General features: G+C 59.8%; 28 protein-coding genes and 1 pseudogene. 7 read left to right on the plus strand and 22 right to left on the minus strand.

The genetic code is table 11. The features are described 5' to 3' along the window. Nucleotides 1-51: 51 nt before the first annotated feature. The 22 genes and pseudogenes from FLM21_RS15565 to FLM21_RS15660 form a co-directional block, all read right to left on the minus strand. Entirely contained in the window at nt 52-432 is a 381-nt protein-coding gene (locus FLM21_RS15565; RefSeq protein ID WP_148716444.1) for a hypothetical protein, read from the minus strand. A gap of 195 nt (nt 433-627) precedes the next feature. After that, nucleotides 628-822: a helix-turn-helix domain-containing protein gene (locus FLM21_RS15570; protein ID WP_148716445.1), complete on the minus strand. Its 195-nt coding sequence runs from the start codon at nt 820-822 to the stop codon at nt 628-630. Then, complete coding sequence (locus tag FLM21_RS15575) at nt 819-1217, minus strand: XkdD/Y8K6 family phage-associated protein (RefSeq protein ID WP_148716446.1); 399 nt, start codon at nt 1215-1217, stop codon at nt 819-821. The genes FLM21_RS15570 and FLM21_RS15575 overlap by 4 nt, the downstream gene beginning before the upstream one ends. Beyond that, nucleotides 1214-1462: a hypothetical protein gene (locus FLM21_RS15580; RefSeq protein WP_148716447.1), complete on the minus strand. Its 249-nt coding sequence runs from the start codon at nt 1460-1462 to the stop codon at nt 1214-1216. The genes FLM21_RS15575 and FLM21_RS15580 overlap by 4 nt, the downstream gene beginning before the upstream one ends. Nucleotides 1463-1529: 67 nt before the next feature. Beyond that, entirely contained in the window at nt 1530-1904 is a 375-nt protein-coding gene (locus FLM21_RS15585) for a hypothetical protein (RefSeq protein ID WP_148716448.1), read from the minus strand. Further along, nucleotides 1901-2677, minus strand: coding sequence for a hypothetical protein (locus tag FLM21_RS15590; RefSeq protein WP_148716449.1), 777 nt, complete (start codon nt 2675-2677; stop codon nt 1901-1903). The genes FLM21_RS15585 and FLM21_RS15590 overlap by 4 nt, the downstream gene beginning before the upstream one ends. Nucleotides 2678-2801: 124 nt before the next feature. Then, entirely contained in the window at nt 2802-3557 is a 756-nt protein-coding gene (locus tag FLM21_RS15595; RefSeq protein WP_148716450.1) for a DUF551 domain-containing protein, read from the minus strand. Then, on the minus strand, nt 3554-3781 hold the full coding sequence (locus tag FLM21_RS15600) for a hypothetical protein (RefSeq protein ID WP_148716451.1): 228 nt from the start codon (nt 3779-3781) through the stop codon (nt 3554-3556). Before FLM21_RS15600 ends, FLM21_RS15595 begins: the two co-directional genes overlap by 4 nt. Then, nucleotides 3778-4191 carry a hypothetical protein gene (locus FLM21_RS15605; protein WP_148716452.1) on the minus strand — a complete coding sequence of 138 codons (414 nt, stop codon included), beginning with the start codon at nt 4189-4191 and terminating at the stop codon, nt 3778-3780. Before FLM21_RS15605 ends, FLM21_RS15600 begins: the two co-directional genes overlap by 4 nt. A 2-nt stretch (nt 4192-4193) precedes the next feature. Continuing rightward, entirely contained in the window at nt 4194-4466 is a 273-nt protein-coding gene (locus tag FLM21_RS15610; RefSeq protein ID WP_148716453.1) for an ASCH domain-containing protein, read from the minus strand. 212 nt (nt 4467-4678) lie between these two features. Then, nucleotides 4679-5782: an AAA family ATPase gene (locus tag FLM21_RS15615; RefSeq protein ID WP_222846711.1), complete on the minus strand. Its 1104-nt coding sequence runs from the start codon at nt 5780-5782 to the stop codon at nt 4679-4681. Nucleotides 5783-5810: 28 nt separating this feature from the next. Continuing rightward, on the minus strand, nt 5811-6110 hold the full coding sequence (locus tag FLM21_RS15620; RefSeq protein ID WP_148716455.1) for a hypothetical protein: 300 nt from the start codon (nt 6108-6110) through the stop codon (nt 5811-5813). After that, nucleotides 6107-6811 carry a hypothetical protein gene (locus tag FLM21_RS15625; protein ID WP_148716456.1) on the minus strand — a complete coding sequence of 235 codons (705 nt, stop codon included), beginning with the start codon at nt 6809-6811 and terminating at the stop codon, nt 6107-6109. The genes FLM21_RS15620 and FLM21_RS15625 overlap by 4 nt, the downstream gene beginning before the upstream one ends. Before the next feature lie 8 nt (nt 6812-6819). Next, nucleotides 6820-6969, minus strand: coding sequence for a hypothetical protein (locus tag FLM21_RS20885; protein WP_187359930.1), 150 nt, complete (start codon nt 6967-6969; stop codon nt 6820-6822). A gap of 19 nt (nt 6970-6988) precedes the next feature. Next, nucleotides 6989-7390, minus strand: a pseudogene (locus FLM21_RS21765) (XkdD/Y8K6 family phage-associated protein); the annotation flags it as partial. Further along, nucleotides 7387-7764 (minus strand): hypothetical protein, encoded by a 378-nt coding sequence (locus FLM21_RS15630; RefSeq protein WP_148716457.1) that lies wholly within the window; start codon nt 7762-7764, stop codon nt 7387-7389. The gene FLM21_RS15630 and the pseudogene FLM21_RS21765, both read right to left, overlap by 4 nt. Beyond that, on the minus strand, nt 7761-8120 hold the full coding sequence (locus tag FLM21_RS15635) for a hypothetical protein (protein ID WP_148716458.1): 360 nt from the start codon (nt 8118-8120) through the stop codon (nt 7761-7763). Before FLM21_RS15635 ends, FLM21_RS15630 begins: the two co-directional genes overlap by 4 nt. 2 nt (nt 8121-8122) lie before the next feature. Continuing rightward, nucleotides 8123-8314: a hypothetical protein gene (locus FLM21_RS15640; protein ID WP_148716459.1), complete on the minus strand. Its 192-nt coding sequence runs from the start codon at nt 8312-8314 to the stop codon at nt 8123-8125. Beyond that, nucleotides 8311-8526, minus strand: coding sequence for a hypothetical protein (locus FLM21_RS15645; RefSeq protein WP_148716460.1), 216 nt, complete (start codon nt 8524-8526; stop codon nt 8311-8313). Before FLM21_RS15645 ends, FLM21_RS15640 begins: the two co-directional genes overlap by 4 nt. Next, entirely contained in the window at nt 8523-8753 is a 231-nt protein-coding gene (locus tag FLM21_RS15650) for a hypothetical protein (protein WP_148716461.1), read from the minus strand. The genes FLM21_RS15645 and FLM21_RS15650 overlap by 4 nt, the downstream gene beginning before the upstream one ends. Nucleotides 8754-9124: 371 nt before the next feature. Continuing rightward, nucleotides 9125-10081, minus strand: coding sequence for a DUF7666 domain-containing protein (locus FLM21_RS15655; RefSeq protein ID WP_148716462.1), 957 nt, complete (start codon nt 10079-10081; stop codon nt 9125-9127). Between the two features lie 512 nt (nt 10082-10593). Beyond that, on the minus strand, nt 10594-11442 hold the full coding sequence (locus FLM21_RS15660; RefSeq protein ID WP_148716463.1) for a S24 family peptidase: 849 nt from the start codon (nt 11440-11442) through the stop codon (nt 10594-10596). Between FLM21_RS15660 and FLM21_RS15665 the strand changes: the two genes are divergently transcribed. The 7 genes from FLM21_RS15665 (at nt 11441) to FLM21_RS15690 (ending at nt 13883) form a co-directional block, all read left to right on the plus strand. Beyond that, nucleotides 11441-11716, plus strand: coding sequence for a transcriptional regulator (locus FLM21_RS15665; RefSeq protein ID WP_222846712.1), 276 nt, complete (start codon nt 11441-11443; stop codon nt 11714-11716). The genes FLM21_RS15660 and FLM21_RS15665 overlap by 2 nt on opposite strands. A gap of 116 nt (nt 11717-11832) precedes the next feature. Then, complete coding sequence (locus tag FLM21_RS15670) at nt 11833-12444, plus strand: toxin YdaT family protein (RefSeq protein ID WP_505636845.1); 612 nt, start codon at nt 11833-11835, stop codon at nt 12442-12444. Continuing rightward, on the plus strand, nt 12441-12659 hold the full coding sequence (locus FLM21_RS15675) for a hypothetical protein (protein WP_148716465.1): 219 nt from the start codon (nt 12441-12443) through the stop codon (nt 12657-12659). The genes FLM21_RS15670 and FLM21_RS15675 overlap by 4 nt, the downstream gene beginning before the upstream one ends. Before the next feature lie 75 nt (nt 12660-12734). Next, nucleotides 12735-12980, plus strand: coding sequence for a hypothetical protein (locus FLM21_RS15680; protein ID WP_148716466.1), 246 nt, complete (start codon nt 12735-12737; stop codon nt 12978-12980). A 23-nt stretch (nt 12981-13003) separates the two neighbouring features. After that, on the plus strand, nt 13004-13159 hold the full coding sequence (locus FLM21_RS20890) for a hypothetical protein (RefSeq protein WP_187359931.1): 156 nt from the start codon (nt 13004-13006) through the stop codon (nt 13157-13159). Nucleotides 13160-13176: 17 nt separating this feature from the next. Then, nucleotides 13177-13455 carry a hypothetical protein gene (locus tag FLM21_RS15685; protein ID WP_187359932.1) on the plus strand — a complete coding sequence of 93 codons (279 nt, stop codon included), beginning with the start codon at nt 13177-13179 and terminating at the stop codon, nt 13453-13455. Beyond that, nucleotides 13452-13883 carry a GIY-YIG nuclease family protein gene (locus tag FLM21_RS15690; protein WP_148716468.1) on the plus strand — a complete coding sequence of 144 codons (432 nt, stop codon included), beginning with the start codon at nt 13452-13454 and terminating at the stop codon, nt 13881-13883. Before FLM21_RS15685 ends, FLM21_RS15690 begins: the two co-directional genes overlap by 4 nt. Nucleotides 13884-13885 lie beyond the last annotated feature (2 nt).

Here is a 13885-nt window from a genome sequence, read left to right on the forward strand (position 1 = left end):
TGCAGGTCGATACATGCAGGATGGCGGCAGCCTCAGGCGGAGTTAGTGCGTTCATTCCTGCCCTCCATCGCTCATGGCCTCCCCGATTGCGGCTGCGGCGCGTACGATGGCGCGGCGAGCGGCTGCGCAGGAGTCATCACCGCGTTGTTCTGGGAAAAGCTGAGTGTTGCCACGCGACCGGTAGACAACCGCCTCAACCTTGCCGTGGTGCATCCAAAGGTCTAGGTCAATGCGGCATCTCACTGCCAGGCGCAGTGCGTCGCCATCGTCTTCGAGCGGGTTCCAAGGGAAATATGACTTGAATTCTGTGTCATGGGGCGAAACAAGCTGCCAAATGCAAGGCCTCTCCCCACAGCCCCCGAAATTGAACCAAACGAAATTGAGGCCCGCCGCCTTCGCCGCCAGCTCCAACAGCTCACGGTCGGTTTTCATTGAACTCTCCTTGCGGCTTTCCATATCCGCAGTGCACGCACCAGTAGACCCCCTGCGTCGGATCTTCCTTATCGGGGGTGAATCCTTCGGTTGGCCGTGTGTCGTAGATGATTGCGTTGGTCGTGTGCTGGTGTGGCGCTAGACCATAGCTGGGGAGGCATGGCACTCCGTCTGGATCGGTGCAGTGCTCACAGGTCATGTTTCCACCCACTGCGGATAAACCGTGCGCAGCATGCCCAGCACTGGCTTCGACATTTGCCGTCCAGATTCGAAGCGGCTGCCACCGGACTGCGTGACGCCGACCGCTTCCCAGAACTCTTTCTGGTTCAGCCCAGTCTTGGCGCGGATGGCTGCGATGTTGCGGATCGGGGCGAAGAGTGGGTTTGTCATGTGACTTCTCCGGTTGCTTTAGCGATGGCGGCTCTGGCTGCGTCGAATTCATCCGTGGCACGGTCTGCGACGCGGATAACTCCGATCAGGGCCTCCAGCAGCTCAGGGGCAGCTGCGATAAGCCGCGCATCTGCGTGATTGATGTTTGCGCACCAATCCGCGTGGTGTTCCCGGCCCTGGAATGGCTCAATCCAATCTGGCCTGTCGCACGCGCGGTGCATGATGTTCATGCCGTGTTCAGAAAGGTCACGCAGGCGGATTACCGCCCCTCCCATCCCCCACCGGGCAAAATCCATAACAGTCAGGTCGTATTGCGGGCGCCCGCCGACGAGCTCCACGTTTTTGTGCCGATCATTAAATTCCCAACGCCACGGCCCCGGTGTGTGCTTGCTCATGCCACATCCTCCATCATTTTCAAGGCATCCCGCCACAGCGCATCAATCGCCACGCTCTCGCGGTGATGATCTGGCACGTAGCGGTTGTAGTGGCTCTGGAACAGCTCGTTCATCCGCTCCCTAAGCCGGCCCATGGTCATCGACATGCGCGATTCAACGAGCGCTTCGAGCACGCGCTGATCGCCTTGGCCAAGCTCGCCGAGGCTCTTTGCCCGCTCGACATCGGGCAGCGCTTCATTTGTCATGGCTATCTCCTAGGCGCACGCATCCCTGCCAGGTAGAGGGCATCAGTTCGTGCGGTGGGTAGTTGGGTTACTTGCCTGTTACCTCGGTGATGATGGATTCGATGTTGACTTGGTCATAAGTCTGCCCTGGGCCTTCGCCGAGCCACGCATCCCATGCTCGCACCTTCACCGCCTCCGCCACGCTGCGCAGCGTGTCGCGCGATGGGTGGGTGTAGAGCTTGTAATCGCCAACTGGCAGCGATCGGCCGGCCTTAGTTAGGGCGTAGCCGGTGCCGCCGCCTTCGTACTGCTCGATCCACACCACCGGCTCAGCCGCCTGCATCTGCTCGGCGATGGCGCGTAGGGCGGCGGCCATGTTGATTGCAGCCTGATCCTCGTCCCACGACCCCTCGGGAGCCGACCAAAAAGCATCAGCCAACGCGATCATTTCCTTTGGGCTCATTTGCCTTGCTCCTGTGCGATGGCGGCGTCGATGGCCGGGCTCAACTGCGTGTCTGCATCACCGTCGTTCAGCGCCCTATCGATGGCCGTATACCCGTCGCCGCGGGCGTAGTTCGCGAGCAACCACCGATACCGCGCCGCATCCTTCCGATCCACCTCCCGCAGCGCCTGCCACTGGCGGTTAAGCTCAGCGAGCCGGTCCAATAGAGCGATTACCGTAGCCGGGCTCACCGCCGTGAAGAATGCATCCTGCTCCTTGGACAGATCAGCTCGCGAATACGGGCTATCACCGAAATAACGGTCGCCGTACAGATCGGTGAAAATTGGCTCGGCAACACTGGCCAGACGGCGCAGCTCACCCCAATCAGGTATCTCCGGCGCATCCGAGCTGGTGGCCGGAGGCACCGCGCTGTCGTCGAAGCTCGGCGCGCAATGAGCGCACATGCAGTGTCGAGTTGGCGGGTGCGGCTCGTGCGCCTGCTCACGAATTACGAACAGCAATCGCTTCCACAACTCCCTGACGGCCCATGTTTCGTTGATGCTCACATCGCCAGCGCCAGACCAGCGCGCTGCCTGGATGATTTCGTCGCTCAGTTCAGTTGGCACGATTTGGCCCACAGCCCCCGGCACGCTCGCCACGATGGCGGCCTTTTGCGCCCATGCCACGCCGTGGCGGAAGGCGTCGGAAAGCTGGCTCGGCTCTCCAACGGGGAGCCTGTGCGCGCGCAAGCCCTCTTCTTCGACCGCTGTCAGCGGCACCTTGTGCATGCTCATGGCTGTTCCTTTGCCGCTTGGGCGGCGTCTCGATACTTGTGTCTCAGCCGGTCTGGTATCGGCGCGCCGGGATAGCGCCAGACCTTGCGACGATCCTTCGGCTCACCCATGTAGTCGGTTGTCATCACTCACCACCCTTGCCGCACTGGGCGTCTTCCGGTGGCTCGATGCCTGGGCGCATGGCGTTCGTGTCGCCGACCATGGCGCGATACCAGTTCAGCAGGGCGGCGCCGCTGCTGATGGTGTGGTGCTTGGCTTTCTCGTCGTTGCCAGCCAGCGCTGCGGCGAGTGCCTTGCCGGCCAGATAGCCAATCAGCCAGAACCAGTCTTGCGGCTGCTTGCCCGCGTCGTGCTCGACGCTCCAGCGCTCGATCTGGTGTGCTGCTTCCAGGCGCACGGCCTCGAACCATTCGTGAGTGTGCGGAGTGTTGATACGGCCTTCCAGCTCAGCAATGCGGGCTTGCAGCGCCTCGACATCCACCTGCGGCGCGGCCGGGGTGACGATGGTTGCGCTTGGTGCTGTAGGTAACGGCATCCAATGGGTAAAGCCTTCCCCTGAAACTGGCTCGTTGAATTCATCCACCCAGCCCGGCTCAAGGTCGTGCCAATCGCTGTCACACAGGCGGCCCATCTCGCCGCAAGAGTGGTAAGGCAGACCCCAGTAGTAACCGGCGTACCGACCGAACTCTTCATGCCAAACATCTACGACGGTGCCGTCTTTCGGCGCAGTTTCAATCGGGCGCCAGCCCTCGGGCACCAAACGTGCCGCTTCGAGCATGGTGGCGTAGGCGGTGAGCTGCTCTTCCACCACTTCGTAACCCCGTCTCCCGTGGAAATGCTCAGCCCAATTGCGGGCGAGTTCTGCTGTGTGCTTGCTCATGCGTGCCGCTCCTTCGCGAAGTGCGCCGCGACATCCGGGGCGAACTCCTTGATAAACGTGATCAGGTCAGCTTCGCTGATGTCGAGCTTGGCGAGCGTCTTGGCGCCGCCCCATGCCTTCGGCCCAGCGATGCGGTAGCAGCTGTCGCCGTCCTTTAGCCCCAGGTAGGCGAGCTTGCCGCCCTCGGCGTTTACCGCCACTTCCAGTTCGTAGAGGTTGCTCATGGCTTCATGCCCTCGATGAGCTTGAGGATGTCCAGATCGCGCTCAATGATCAATGCGCATTCGGCGGATGACTGCGAGAAGTGGCGATGGACCTGCCGCAATGGTTTGGCGGTGAGAATCCGCTCGCTTCGGTGGTTGCAAAGATCAATTGCTTCGCGCTTCGCCGCTAGCGCCACGCGCTCGCCATACGCCCGCAGCGCGTCGTCGCGGGAGGATTGGGCGAGGGCTGCAACGCGTCTTTGATCTTGTGCCGACCAGCAATGCTGGCATTCGGCGGGGCTGCAGCGATGTATATGGTCTCTATCAGGGCAATCCTGTTCGTGGATGTACTCGTGATCGCGCAGGATGATGTCCCGCAGCCGCGCGATCTCCGCCTGTGCTGCAGCGAGTTCGTTGTTGTGGTCGGTCATGGTCAGTTCACCTTGATTGCGAACACTCCGACCGGATCGGGGCCGAAGTGCGGATGGGTAATGGTCTTGATCGTGTATCCGCGCCATGGGCGCACGAGCCGCCGGGCGAGGTCAGATTGAGCCGGGTATCCAAGCTGCAGCACGATCCGGTCGTAGGTTCGGTCTTCGAGCCGCTTGCACCAGTACGGAGTCATCAACCGGTATTCCTCGTCCTTGGTCCCGTCCTTGATCTGGTTGAAGTAGATGGCCTTTAGCGGCAAGACGAGTGTGGTCATGCTGTACTCCTACTTGATGCGCACCAGCCGCCAGAACCAGCAGCCTCGGTGCCATGTCTTGGTGACGACGCCCAGGCCAAAGAGCCGGTGCAGCACTCTCATCGATGATTGGTGAGTCATGCTGCAGTCGCTTGCGATGGCTTTAGCGGTCACCTGATCGTGCGTAACGAGGTACGCAAAGACGCGGTAGGCGACTGGGGGCATGGCTAGGCCTACTGCGGAACGTCTTCAAGTAGCTCCTCGGTGGCGGGCTCATTCACTGCCACGTTGGGTTGTGGCCAGCTGTACTCCTTACCCTCCAGGCGAATCCAGAGCGCGTTTCTTCCTGCGGATATGGTGGTGAAGTCGAAGGTATTGATCCGCTCCCACGAACGAGTGCCGAACACCGCCTCAAGCACATCCGCCTTGGCTCTCTTGGCATCATTCGATGTGCCGCCGTGGTGCTTGTTGAGCAGCTCCACGATCTCGTCCAGCGCGATTTCCTTCATGCGCTTTTCTTTCTGCCAGCGTGGCTCTCCGTCTTCGGAGAAAAGCTCGGCGTTGTCGCGGCTGGTATCCACGCCAAGATGAACGCCACCGAGATTTAGGTATTCAATGTGGGGGAGAAAATCGCGGAACGTGGGGTTGGCGAACTGCTTACCGTCAATCTTCGTGCTGCGGTCCTTCAGGATCGTTGCGGTACGCCACACTTGGGGCGGGCTCTGGTTGATGTCCATCTGCTTTTCCATGAGCACCAGAATGGAAGGCTCATAGCCTGTCTCGCCCTCGGCCTTCATCTTGATGCCAGTCTTCTCCAAGTTCTTTTTGCCATCCTCGCCTTCGAAGAAGTCATATTCGTAACCAGCCCGGCCACACAGGACGATGTGGCAGTTGCTGTTCACATAGCGGTCAGTGAAGCGGCGCCATTCCTTCTTGAGCCATGCCCAGTCACTGAATTCCAAGCCGCGCTTACGGTTCCGGCGCTGCGCGTATTCATCGCACAGCCCAGTCCAGAAGTGGCTGATAGAGTCGATCAGGAGGAAAGCCCCCTCGCTCTCTGCCTCGTCCACGGCAGTCACGAGGTCAACAAAGGCACGGGTCTTGGCAACCATCAGTTGAATGCCTGCGGCGTCGAACCGGGGCTTTACCCAGTCCGATCCTGTTTCGGTATCCAGAAACATCACTGGCTTGTCACCGCCGGGCAGGCCCTTGGCTCGCATGTGCTCGACCATGCCGATTGCGATTTCGGTTGCAGTGTGGGTTTTTCCGTCGCCGGCGAAGCCCATGATTCCGCACTTGAGGAACGCTTGAGTGTTGGTGGCTGGCTTGAACAGCATGATGTGCTCCGGGCATAAGAAAGGCCGCTTATGCGGCCTGTGGTGAGTGAATCTTGCTCAGCTGCGACTGGTGCCACTTGAGCATTGCGGTATGTCGTCGGCGCCTGCCGTTGTTCATCGATACGCACGCAGCGTGCAGCTCGTTCAAGTGCGCGCGGTGCTCCATGTGCTCGTCGGCGGGCAGCATCAGGTTTGCGAGGGTGATGATGTCCTCGTGGTAGTTGTGCTCGATTTCCAATGCGATGGCCATGGCGTGGTTCAGCTCGCCGGTGTGCCATTGCATGCACAGCCAGTGCCAGGCTGCGCGGGCTAGAGTGATGGGGTTCATCGTTTCTGCTCCTGTGCTATGGCGGCGTCTATGGCGGCGGCTACACGCTCGCGGCCTTGCAGGCACGCGCCGGAACCGATGCTTGGCACCTCCCTATCGCAGTTCTGAATCTCCAAAACCATGCCGACCTCCGTGTAGCACTCACCGACGTATGCGTACTGCGTTAGCCACCGATACCGCGCCGCATCCTCCCGATCCTTCTCCCGCAGCGCCCGCCACTGGCGGTCGCGCTCGGTGCACACCAGCGATGTGAATTGGTAAAGCTCGTCGAGCGTTGTAACCACGTCGGAGATGAAGCCATGCATGCCGGCCTCCCGCGCCATGCGGACAACTTCGGTTTGTGCAATCTCCGGCATCTCCGGCGCACCCGAGCTGGTGGCCGGCTGCTGGGCCTCTGCAAGCTGTGCTCGCAGATTAGCGATAACTCCATCGCGGAATGCAATCGCCCCGTCGGCAATCTCCAGATTCTCGGCGATTGGTGCTAGCGGGTTCTTCCACGGTTCATGCAGACCAGTTTTCGAGCCCTCGAATGCAGGAAATTCGGCCGCCGCCTGCGGCACGCTCGCCACGATGGCGGCGGGCTTGAGCTTGGCGAAAAGAACATCGCGCCAGTATTTCGAGTTGGATCCGGCCACTCGCTGGGCCAATACCTTCGCGCACGCCTCAATCGCAGCGCGGGCGATCTGTTCGTCTCGTGTCATGGCTCAGCTCACTGAATCGTCATCACAACAGGCACGCCATCCCGCACATCTGCGGTCACCATGGCGCCACGCTCGCGCATCTCCTGTACCCAGTCGCAATACAGCTGGTCGTCTGCGTGCTGGAAGGATTGCGTTGCTTCGTTCGGGGCCGGGGTCATGCTGCCCCCCCCCGGTTACTTTGGCGATTGCGGCGCGAATCTCGGCAAGGGCTTGGCCAAAGCGGCTGTCAGGATCAAAGTCCATGTAATCAGCGGCGTCCTCAACCGCGCGTACAGCATCCAGCAGCTCAGGGGCAGCTGCGATAAGCCGCGCATCTGCGTGATTGATGTTTGCGCACCAATCCGCGTGGTGTTCCCGGCCCTGGAATGGCTCAATCCAATCTGGCCTGTCGCACGCGCGGTGCATGATGTTCATGCCGTGTTCAGAAAGGTCACGCAGGCGGATTACCGCCCCTCCCATCCCCCACCGGGCAAAATCCATAACAATCAGGTCGTATTGCGGGCGCCCGCCGACGAGATCCACGCTTTTGTGCCGCTCATTAAATTCCCAACGCCACGGCCCCGGTGTGTGCTTGCTCACGCTGCACTCCTCGCTAACGTTTCAATCATCTTCTCCACCCGGTTCCGCGCTTCGATGTGCGCAAGATTGCCGAGCAGCTTGTCTGCTGCAGCCTTGGCGCCTTCGAGGTCACCGGCGTGGGCCGCTGCTATTACGCTGGCTTCCAGCTGGTAATCGCCCGGCTCGTAGATCAGGCCCATCAACACATCAACACCACTGGTGGTCTTGCTGCACTCCCAGTCGTCGCTGATCTGCTCCAGGCGCTGCTCGACGTGCTGCTGGATCAGGTGTTCTTCGTAATCGGATTGATCGACGTAACCTCGCCGTGGCAGGCGCAGTACGTTTTCTGGGTGGCACGACGGGCAGTCCGTGGCGCCGCAGTAGCAGGTGGTCATGATCTTTGCTCCCGATACGGCTGCCAGCGATATTTCAGGCGGCCATTCTTGGGGTTGCGGATTTCTGCTCCAGTCTCATCGCGCTCAACATCCCAGCAACGAACCTGCAAATCGCGCGCTTTCACGTTCTTCGCCAGCTCTTTCCATTCGTTGGCGAACTGTGGCGCGTCATACTCGGGGCTACAGCGAAGCGGTTTCATCTTCTCGAACTGCGCTTGCGTTTCCTTGGCAAGCTCGACGAGGTAGAAATCGGCAGTCCATGGTGTTTTGCTACTGGCTCGCCGCTTGTCTACGAGCTTTTCGGCCTTCTCGCGGGCGAGCTCGTGCGTGACTCCAAATACCGCAAATGCACCCATGGCTATTCCCCCTCGTCCTCGTCTTCGCCCGAATAAAGGCCGGGCACGCGGCTATCGGGCACTAGCTCGTCGCCCATTTCGCTAAACAACAGCACATCACCATTGCCTTGCTCGACATAGGCAACGTGGTTAACCACCCAGTGCGCTGGCATCGCTTGCAATTCCTCGATCAGCGCTTTAACAGTCATCGTCATTGCTCAATCTCCCGGAGCCGATCAAACACCCGCTTCGCGCCTTCATCCGCGCTGTCCGTGAGCTGCACACGGCCTTCGCGGACGAGCAGGCCGAGTTCGTTCAGCAGCTCAGCGCGATCCGCTGCGTCGTTGGCTGCCTGAAGATCCTTAGTGCCCAAAAAGATGGCGTCGTACACCGCGCCAAGCTCTGGCGGAAATTCCTGTGGCTTCATGGCGCAATCCTTCCGAGTGTCTTGTAAACAATTTCACGGGCAATGCTGCGGATCTGTTGGTCGTTACCGCCATTGAGGGCAACGAACAACTGTTCAATTTCGTCGCTGACATCGCTGTTGAAAGCGAGATGTTCTTTCCCGCGCCGCTCCAGCTCATGAATGATTTCTTCATCACTCAGCTCAGGCAGGATTTCGCAGGCGTCTACGTCAACCCAAACGGATGGCATAGGAAGCTCCAAAAAGACGCCCCGGACGTGCCGGGGCCAGAGGAGGATGGAGATGAAGTGGTGCGAATCGCACCGGTGGTGTGTGTGGTGGCCGCAGCGGGTCGGGACTTTGGCAATTGCCCCCTCGCATTCACCACACACACCACCGCTGCAATCCACAGCGGGCCGTCCGCGACGGCGGGATTGGTCTGAAACTGCCGAGATAGCTACTTCATGGCTCTACTCCGGTGATTTCAGGCGGCATTACGCGGCGCCATGTCGCGCTTTCTCCATGGTGGGCACCCCACCGGCAGCTATGCGCCCCGCCTGTTTCGCGTCAACGTTTAGGGGGATGTGGAGCACATAGCTGCCGCTGGAGGCCAGCGGGTTGATCATGCTTCGACGAATTCGCCATCAGCGTTGAGCATGTAGAAAACGTTCGCCTTGATGCCGTTCTCTCCGACCTTGCTCGCACGGATGTGCACGATCTCACCATCGTCGTTTCGGTAGAGCAGGACGATCGCGCCGGACTCCGTAGCCATGGCACGGCCTTCGCGTCCTGCAGCGAGAGCCACCGCGTGCTTGCCAGTGCTGCTGGCTGCGCCGTAGTCGCCAGTGCTGCTGGCTGCGCCGTAGTCGCCAGTGCTGCTGGCTGCGCCGTAGTCGCCAGTGCTGCTGGCTGCGCCTTGGTAGCCAGTGCTGCTGGCTGCGCCGTAGTCGCCAGTGCTGCTGGCTGCGCCGTAGTCGCCAGTGCTGCTGGCTGCGCCTTGGTAGCCAGTGCTGCTGGCTGCGCCTTGGTAGCCAGTGCTGCTGGCTGCGCCGTAGTCGCCAGTGCTGCTGGCTGCGCCTTGGTAGCCAGTGCTGCTGGCTGCGCCGTAGTCGCCAGTGCTGCTGGCTGCGCCTTGGTAGCCAGTGCTGCTGGCTGCGCCGTAGTCGCCAGTGCTGCTGGCTGCGCCTTGGTAGCCAGTGCTGCTGGCTGGAGATTCCGGATCGATCGGCAGGCATTTGCTGGTCGTAAACTCAATTGCAGCCTTGACCAGCCCAGCGATCGACAGCTCAGCTTTTACTTCCAGTTTTTTGCTTGCGACCTTCGAGTCGTCGGCATGGCGCGCCAGATCGCCCGATTGCGACACGACTGCAAACTTTGATCCAGCTGGAGAGTAGTACTTGAATACATCCAGCGGGTACTCGCAGGCATGGAAGCCCGAGGCGCAGGCTTTGACCTCGCCGTCATGCTTGAACTTGCCGCCCACCGCAAACTGGAACCCGCGGCATTGCCAGTTGGCATCGAAACCCTTGTATGACGTGATTACTTCTTCCTGCACGGCCTTCTTTTTGCGTGCTGCCATTTTGTTGCTCCGAATAAGGGCAAAAGAAAACGCACCGCATCACTGCTAGCGCGTGTGGGTAGGACTTAAGCCGCCTCACCATGAAACGGCTTAAGTGCCCCGGCTCGTGAGAACCGGAAACTGCAGCAATCGTGTCTACTGCTGGACGCAGGCCTCGTTACGGTGGCCTGCCAACTCGGGGCGTATTACCGCGCGCCCACGCGGGGCCCAGCTGCTTGCACGTCCTCTGCGATTAAGGCGACGGCCATCGTCGGTCCGCCTTTCCAGGGCTTCTCGGCGCGCATCGGTGCAGCGGCTGCTGGGGTTTGTTGTGCCGGGTTGTTAAAGAGCAGTGCGCGGTGTGTTGCGCTGTTGAGTGAAAGATATCAAACGATATCTACATGGGCAAGTCCTTTTGATATCGTTTGCTACAAAATGATATCGTCGCCGACGAACGGTTTCTGCAGCTCAAAACTGCCATCAATGAAAAACCCGCCACGAGGGCGGGTTGGGGCGGTGCGAGAAGGGCGGGACTAAACGTTAAACGATACGGACACTACCAGGCCAACAACGTGAACATCTTCCAGCTCATCAGGCTGCAGGGTGACATCCTTGTAGGCAGCTGCGTTGTCAGACCTTATTAGCAGTGATCCATCAAGCTGTGCGTACAGCCGCTTCACGAAACACTCACCATTGCGGCAGATCACGTGGATGCGGCCACTCACCACGCGTTTCTGCTTGTGCACGATGATGCTGGCGCCGTCCGGGATCGTAGGAACCATCGAGTCGCCTTTGGCAACTATGCTGAACAGCTTTTCCTTCTGAAGTCCTTCACGCTTGGCCCAAGCGCTGCGGCAGAAATTGGGCGTTCCGGCTTCGTCGATCTCTAGTACCGGCTCACCTTCTCCAGCTGAGGCGCGAAGCGTATAACGCGGGACCTCGAAGATTCCATGTTCTGGATCGGCTTCATCGATGTTGTCAATTACGCGAACAGGGCGCGGTGGCGTTTGAACTGGCGCGCCCAAATTCACCACTTTTGCAACGGCATGTCCTGCCTGCTCATGGTCTTCTGGATGAACATCAAGCCACCCACTTGGCAACCCTAGAGCGGTTTCGATCTCTCGGGCCAGCTTCTCACCCATCGCCCTGCCGCCCGGCTTCTCCGGGTAGATGAGGAAGCGAACGTAGTTCCTGTCCTTCCCGCTCGCCTTCGCGAGCTGAGCAATAACCCCATCGAATCGCTCGTTGAGCAGCTTTACAAGGTTGGCGTGGCGAATCTGCTGGATTTGCATAGTCCAGAGATGATCGCCGTCTGTCGTATCGCTTGATAAGCCTTCAAATGATATTGATTTGTCGGATATCAGTTGATATCCTTCGTTCATGAGCACAGCCTTCAAATCCTACTTTTTCGGTCTCGACAAGATGGGGCGTGAGTTGTTCGCGACCCAGGTCGGGAGTTCGGTTGGTTATCTGACCTTGGTTGCCAACGGCCACCGTATGCCCGGCTCGATTTTGTGTGTCGACATTGAGCGCGCAAGTGGTGGCGCTGTGCGGCGGCGAGATCTGCGCCCAGACGATTGGTTGCGACGATGGCCCGAACTCGCGGTGGTCGCCGGATCCGGTAGGCGCAAAAAGCCCGCCAAAAAGGCTGCTTGATCTAGCTGTTCGGTCTGCATCGGTCTCATAGGCCGGTGCGGGTCTGCGTCACTCGTTGATCTGCGGGGCTGATGTCCCGGTGATCGCAACTGTAACCGCGTTGATGGAGAGAAATCATGCGGCACGATTCCCCGAAGAGTGTGATTGGTGTGTTGCACGACGCAGTACGTGCGGAAATGCGCAAGAGACACCTCAAGCAAGCTGCAGTTGCGATGGAGATCATCGAGCTGCACGAGAGCAGTGGATTGGATCTGGTATCCGGCGTGGTCTTCACCAAGTCTGGCGACGCATGGAAGGATCAGAAGAAGCACACCGAGAAGCTGTTCCGCTGGCTGGACGAGGACCGTGAGCAAGGCAGCCTGCCAGCGAACTTCATCCCGACGATTTTGAGCTGGTTGCCCATGGACAGCCGCCTCACGGCCATGAACGAGCTGCTTTGCGGCACCGGTATGCATGTCGAGCTGGATACCCGCGTTGACCTCGGTGGCCTGTCGATTCCGCAGCTTGGGGCGGCAACGATCAAAGAAGCCAACGAGGCAACCACCGCGATTGCCCAGCTTGTCGCCAACCACAGCGAAGCAAACGTTGGTGTGGCCATCGTCGAAATCTCTGAAGCGATCCACGAGCTGACCCGCACGCTGAAAGGGCTGATGAGCATGCAGGCCATCCACCTTGGCGAAGCTGAGCACGTCGAGCTGACCACGCCGGCCGGGGAGTCGCTGCAATGACCATCACCACCGAACGCTCTGCAGTGCTCGGCATGGTGGTTATGTCCCTGCCGCTGCACCACGAATCCGCCGCTCGCCTCGTCATCCAGGCTGCACAGCTGGGCTGCGCCCCGGAAGAGCTGCAGGCCTACCACACCAACCGCGCGCTGCTGGGCGATCAGCACCCGCTGGTTGTGGACTTCGAGAAACGTTACTGGCCGCGGGGTGAGCGATGAATGCCCTGCTTCATACCATGCGTGAGCTGGCCAAGCCGGCTACATGGCAAGCATCTTGCGACGACGGGGGGGGGCATGCCTTCAGCGCTGCATGTCCATCATAAACGCCGCTCGGATCGTGTTGATGCCCTAGTGCTAGAAGGCCTGCGCGCTGCGGATGAGCCGCTGACCTTCTGCGGCATTGCCGAGTATGTGGGTTGCAGCGTGACCGGCGCCAAGCATGCGGTGCTGCGTTTGGTTGCCGTTGGCAAGATGCGTGACTGCACGGCTGATCATCCGCCGCACGTGTTCGGTGCCAAGTTGTGGGAGCTGGTGCGATGAGCGATGTCGCTTACCAACTCCACATGCGCAGCCTCCGCGACGAGATCCAGCAATGCGACGGGCTGATCGACGACTACCTGAGCACGGGTGACACCGAAGAGGTGGAGCACCTGCAGAAAACGCGCCAGTGCTGCATTCAGAAGCTCGAGCAGCTGAAGGCTCAAGGGGGCTTGCTGTGAATCCGTTGGCTCATACCTTGCGCGAATTGCAACGCTCATTCGGTCACAAGACAGTGTCGTCGCCGAAGGATCAAGACATCGACAAGTCTGTGTTGGCGATCCTCGCCCAGGCCAGCGAGCCGATGAGTATCAACGCCATAGCCAGAGCTCGTGGGAAGCAGGCGCATTCAGGCCGCGATATACCCGCTGGCCATTTCTTCGAAAGCACGCGCCATTCGCTGTGGCGACTGGAATCCATAGGCAGGGTGCGCCGCGTCCTGGCTGGCCGTCTCGATCGTTGGGAGGTGGTGGCGTGAGCTACGGATTCGTCTATGTGCTTGGCAACGCCTGCATGCCTGGCATCTACAAGGTAGGCATGACCGATCGTGCCCCTATGCAGCGCTGTCGCGAGTTGTCTGCTGCTACCGCGGCGCCAATGGGTTTTGACCTCCTCTTCTACATCGAAGTCGACGAGGCGTTGAAGGTTGAGCACGAGATTCACTCTTTGTTTGCGGAAGAGCGCGTCAACGAGTCGAGAGAATTCTTCGAAGTGAGTTTCTCCCGGCTCATTGAGTGTCTACGTGACCGTGCAGAGAACTACTGCATGACATTCGACGGTGAAAGCGAGTTTCAGGAGGAGATCTACAGGGAGGAAGCGGCAGCTATTCAAGCTCGGGTCGGCACCTTCTTTGCGCAAGAAGCAGATCCAGTCCACTGGCCGCGCTTTGACGATTTCCACTTCTGAGA

The organism is Chitinolyticbacter meiyuanensis (genome assembly GCF_008033135.1).
GTDB lineage: Bacteria > Pseudomonadota > Gammaproteobacteria > Burkholderiales > Chitinibacteraceae > Chitinolyticbacter > Chitinolyticbacter meiyuanensis.

Bases quoted from the DNA above. Each gene is read 5' to 3' on its own strand.
- FLM21_RS15595 (WP_148716450.1), bottom strand. From the start codon at position 3,557: ATGAGCAAGCACACAGCAGAACTCGCCCGCAATTGGGCTGAGCATTTC.
- FLM21_RS15590 (WP_148716449.1), bottom strand. From the start codon at position 2,677: ATGAGCATGCACAAGGTGCCGCTGACAGCGGTCGAAGAAGAGGGCTTG.
- FLM21_RS15640 (WP_148716459.1), bottom strand. From the start codon at position 8,314: ATGACGATGACTGTTAAAGCGCTGATCGAGGAATTGCAAGCGATGCCA.
- FLM21_RS15615 (WP_222846711.1), bottom strand. From the start codon at position 5,782: ATGCTGTTCAAGCCAGCCACCAACACTCAAGCGTTCCTCAAGTGCGGA.
- FLM21_RS15675 (WP_148716465.1), top strand. From the start codon at position 12,441: ATGACCATCACCACCGAACGCTCTGCAGTGCTCGGCATGGTGGTTATG.
- FLM21_RS15605 (WP_148716452.1), bottom strand. From the start codon at position 4,191: ATGACCGACCACAACAACGAACTCGCTGCAGCACAGGCGGAGATCGCG.
- FLM21_RS15660 (WP_148716463.1), bottom strand. From the start codon at position 11,442: ATGAACGAAGGATATCAACTGATATCCGACAAATCAATATCATTTGAA.
- FLM21_RS20890 (WP_187359931.1), top strand. From the start codon at position 13,004: ATGCGCAGCCTCCGCGACGAGATCCAGCAATGCGACGGGCTGATCGAC.
- FLM21_RS15575 (WP_148716446.1), bottom strand. From the start codon at position 1,217: ATGAGCAAGCACACACCGGGGCCGTGGCGTTGGGAATTTAATGATCGG.
- FLM21_RS15610 (WP_148716453.1), bottom strand. From the start codon at position 4,466: ATGACCACACTCGTCTTGCCGCTAAAGGCCATCTACTTCAACCAGATC.
- FLM21_RS15650 (WP_148716461.1), bottom strand. From the start codon at position 8,753: ATGCCATCCGTTTGGGTTGACGTAGACGCCTGCGAAATCCTGCCTGAG.
- FLM21_RS15625 (WP_148716456.1), bottom strand. From the start codon at position 6,811: ATGACACGAGACGAACAGATCGCCCGCGCTGCGATTGAGGCGTGCGCG.
- FLM21_RS15585 (WP_148716448.1), bottom strand. From the start codon at position 1,904: ATGAGCCCAAAGGAAATGATCGCGTTGGCTGATGCTTTTTGGTCGGCT.
- FLM21_RS15620 (WP_148716455.1), bottom strand. From the start codon at position 6,110: ATGAACCCCATCACTCTAGCCCGCGCAGCCTGGCACTGGCTGTGCATG.
- FLM21_RS15600 (WP_148716451.1), bottom strand. From the start codon at position 3,781: ATGAGCAACCTCTACGAACTGGAAGTGGCGGTAAACGCCGAGGGCGGC.
- FLM21_RS20885 (WP_187359930.1), bottom strand. From the start codon at position 6,969: ATGACCCCGGCCCCGAACGAAGCAACGCAATCCTTCCAGCACGCAGAC.
- FLM21_RS15680 (WP_148716466.1), top strand. From the start codon at position 12,735: ATGCCTTCAGCGCTGCATGTCCATCATAAACGCCGCTCGGATCGTGTT.
- FLM21_RS15655 (WP_148716462.1), bottom strand. From the start codon at position 10,081: ATGGCAGCACGCAAAAAGAAGGCCGTGCAGGAAGAAGTAATCACGTCA.
- FLM21_RS15635 (WP_148716458.1), bottom strand. From the start codon at position 8,120: ATGGGTGCATTTGCGGTATTTGGAGTCACGCACGAGCTCGCCCGCGAG.
- FLM21_RS15580 (WP_148716447.1), bottom strand. From the start codon at position 1,462: ATGACAAATGAAGCGCTGCCCGATGTCGAGCGGGCAAAGAGCCTCGGC.
- FLM21_RS15570 (WP_148716445.1), bottom strand. From the start codon at position 822: ATGACAAACCCACTCTTCGCCCCGATCCGCAACATCGCAGCCATCCGC.
- FLM21_RS15565 (WP_148716444.1), bottom strand. From the start codon at position 432: ATGAAAACCGACCGTGAGCTGTTGGAGCTGGCGGCGAAGGCGGCGGGC.
- FLM21_RS15645 (WP_148716460.1), bottom strand. From the start codon at position 8,526: ATGAAGCCACAGGAATTTCCGCCAGAGCTTGGCGCGGTGTACGACGCC.
- FLM21_RS15665 (WP_222846712.1), top strand. From the start codon at position 11,441: ATGAGCACAGCCTTCAAATCCTACTTTTTCGGTCTCGACAAGATGGGG.
- FLM21_RS15670 (WP_505636845.1), top strand. From the start codon at position 11,833: ATGCGGCACGATTCCCCGAAGAGTGTGATTGGTGTGTTGCACGACGCA.
- FLM21_RS15630 (WP_148716457.1), bottom strand. From the start codon at position 7,764: ATGACCACCTGCTACTGCGGCGCCACGGACTGCCCGTCGTGCCACCCA.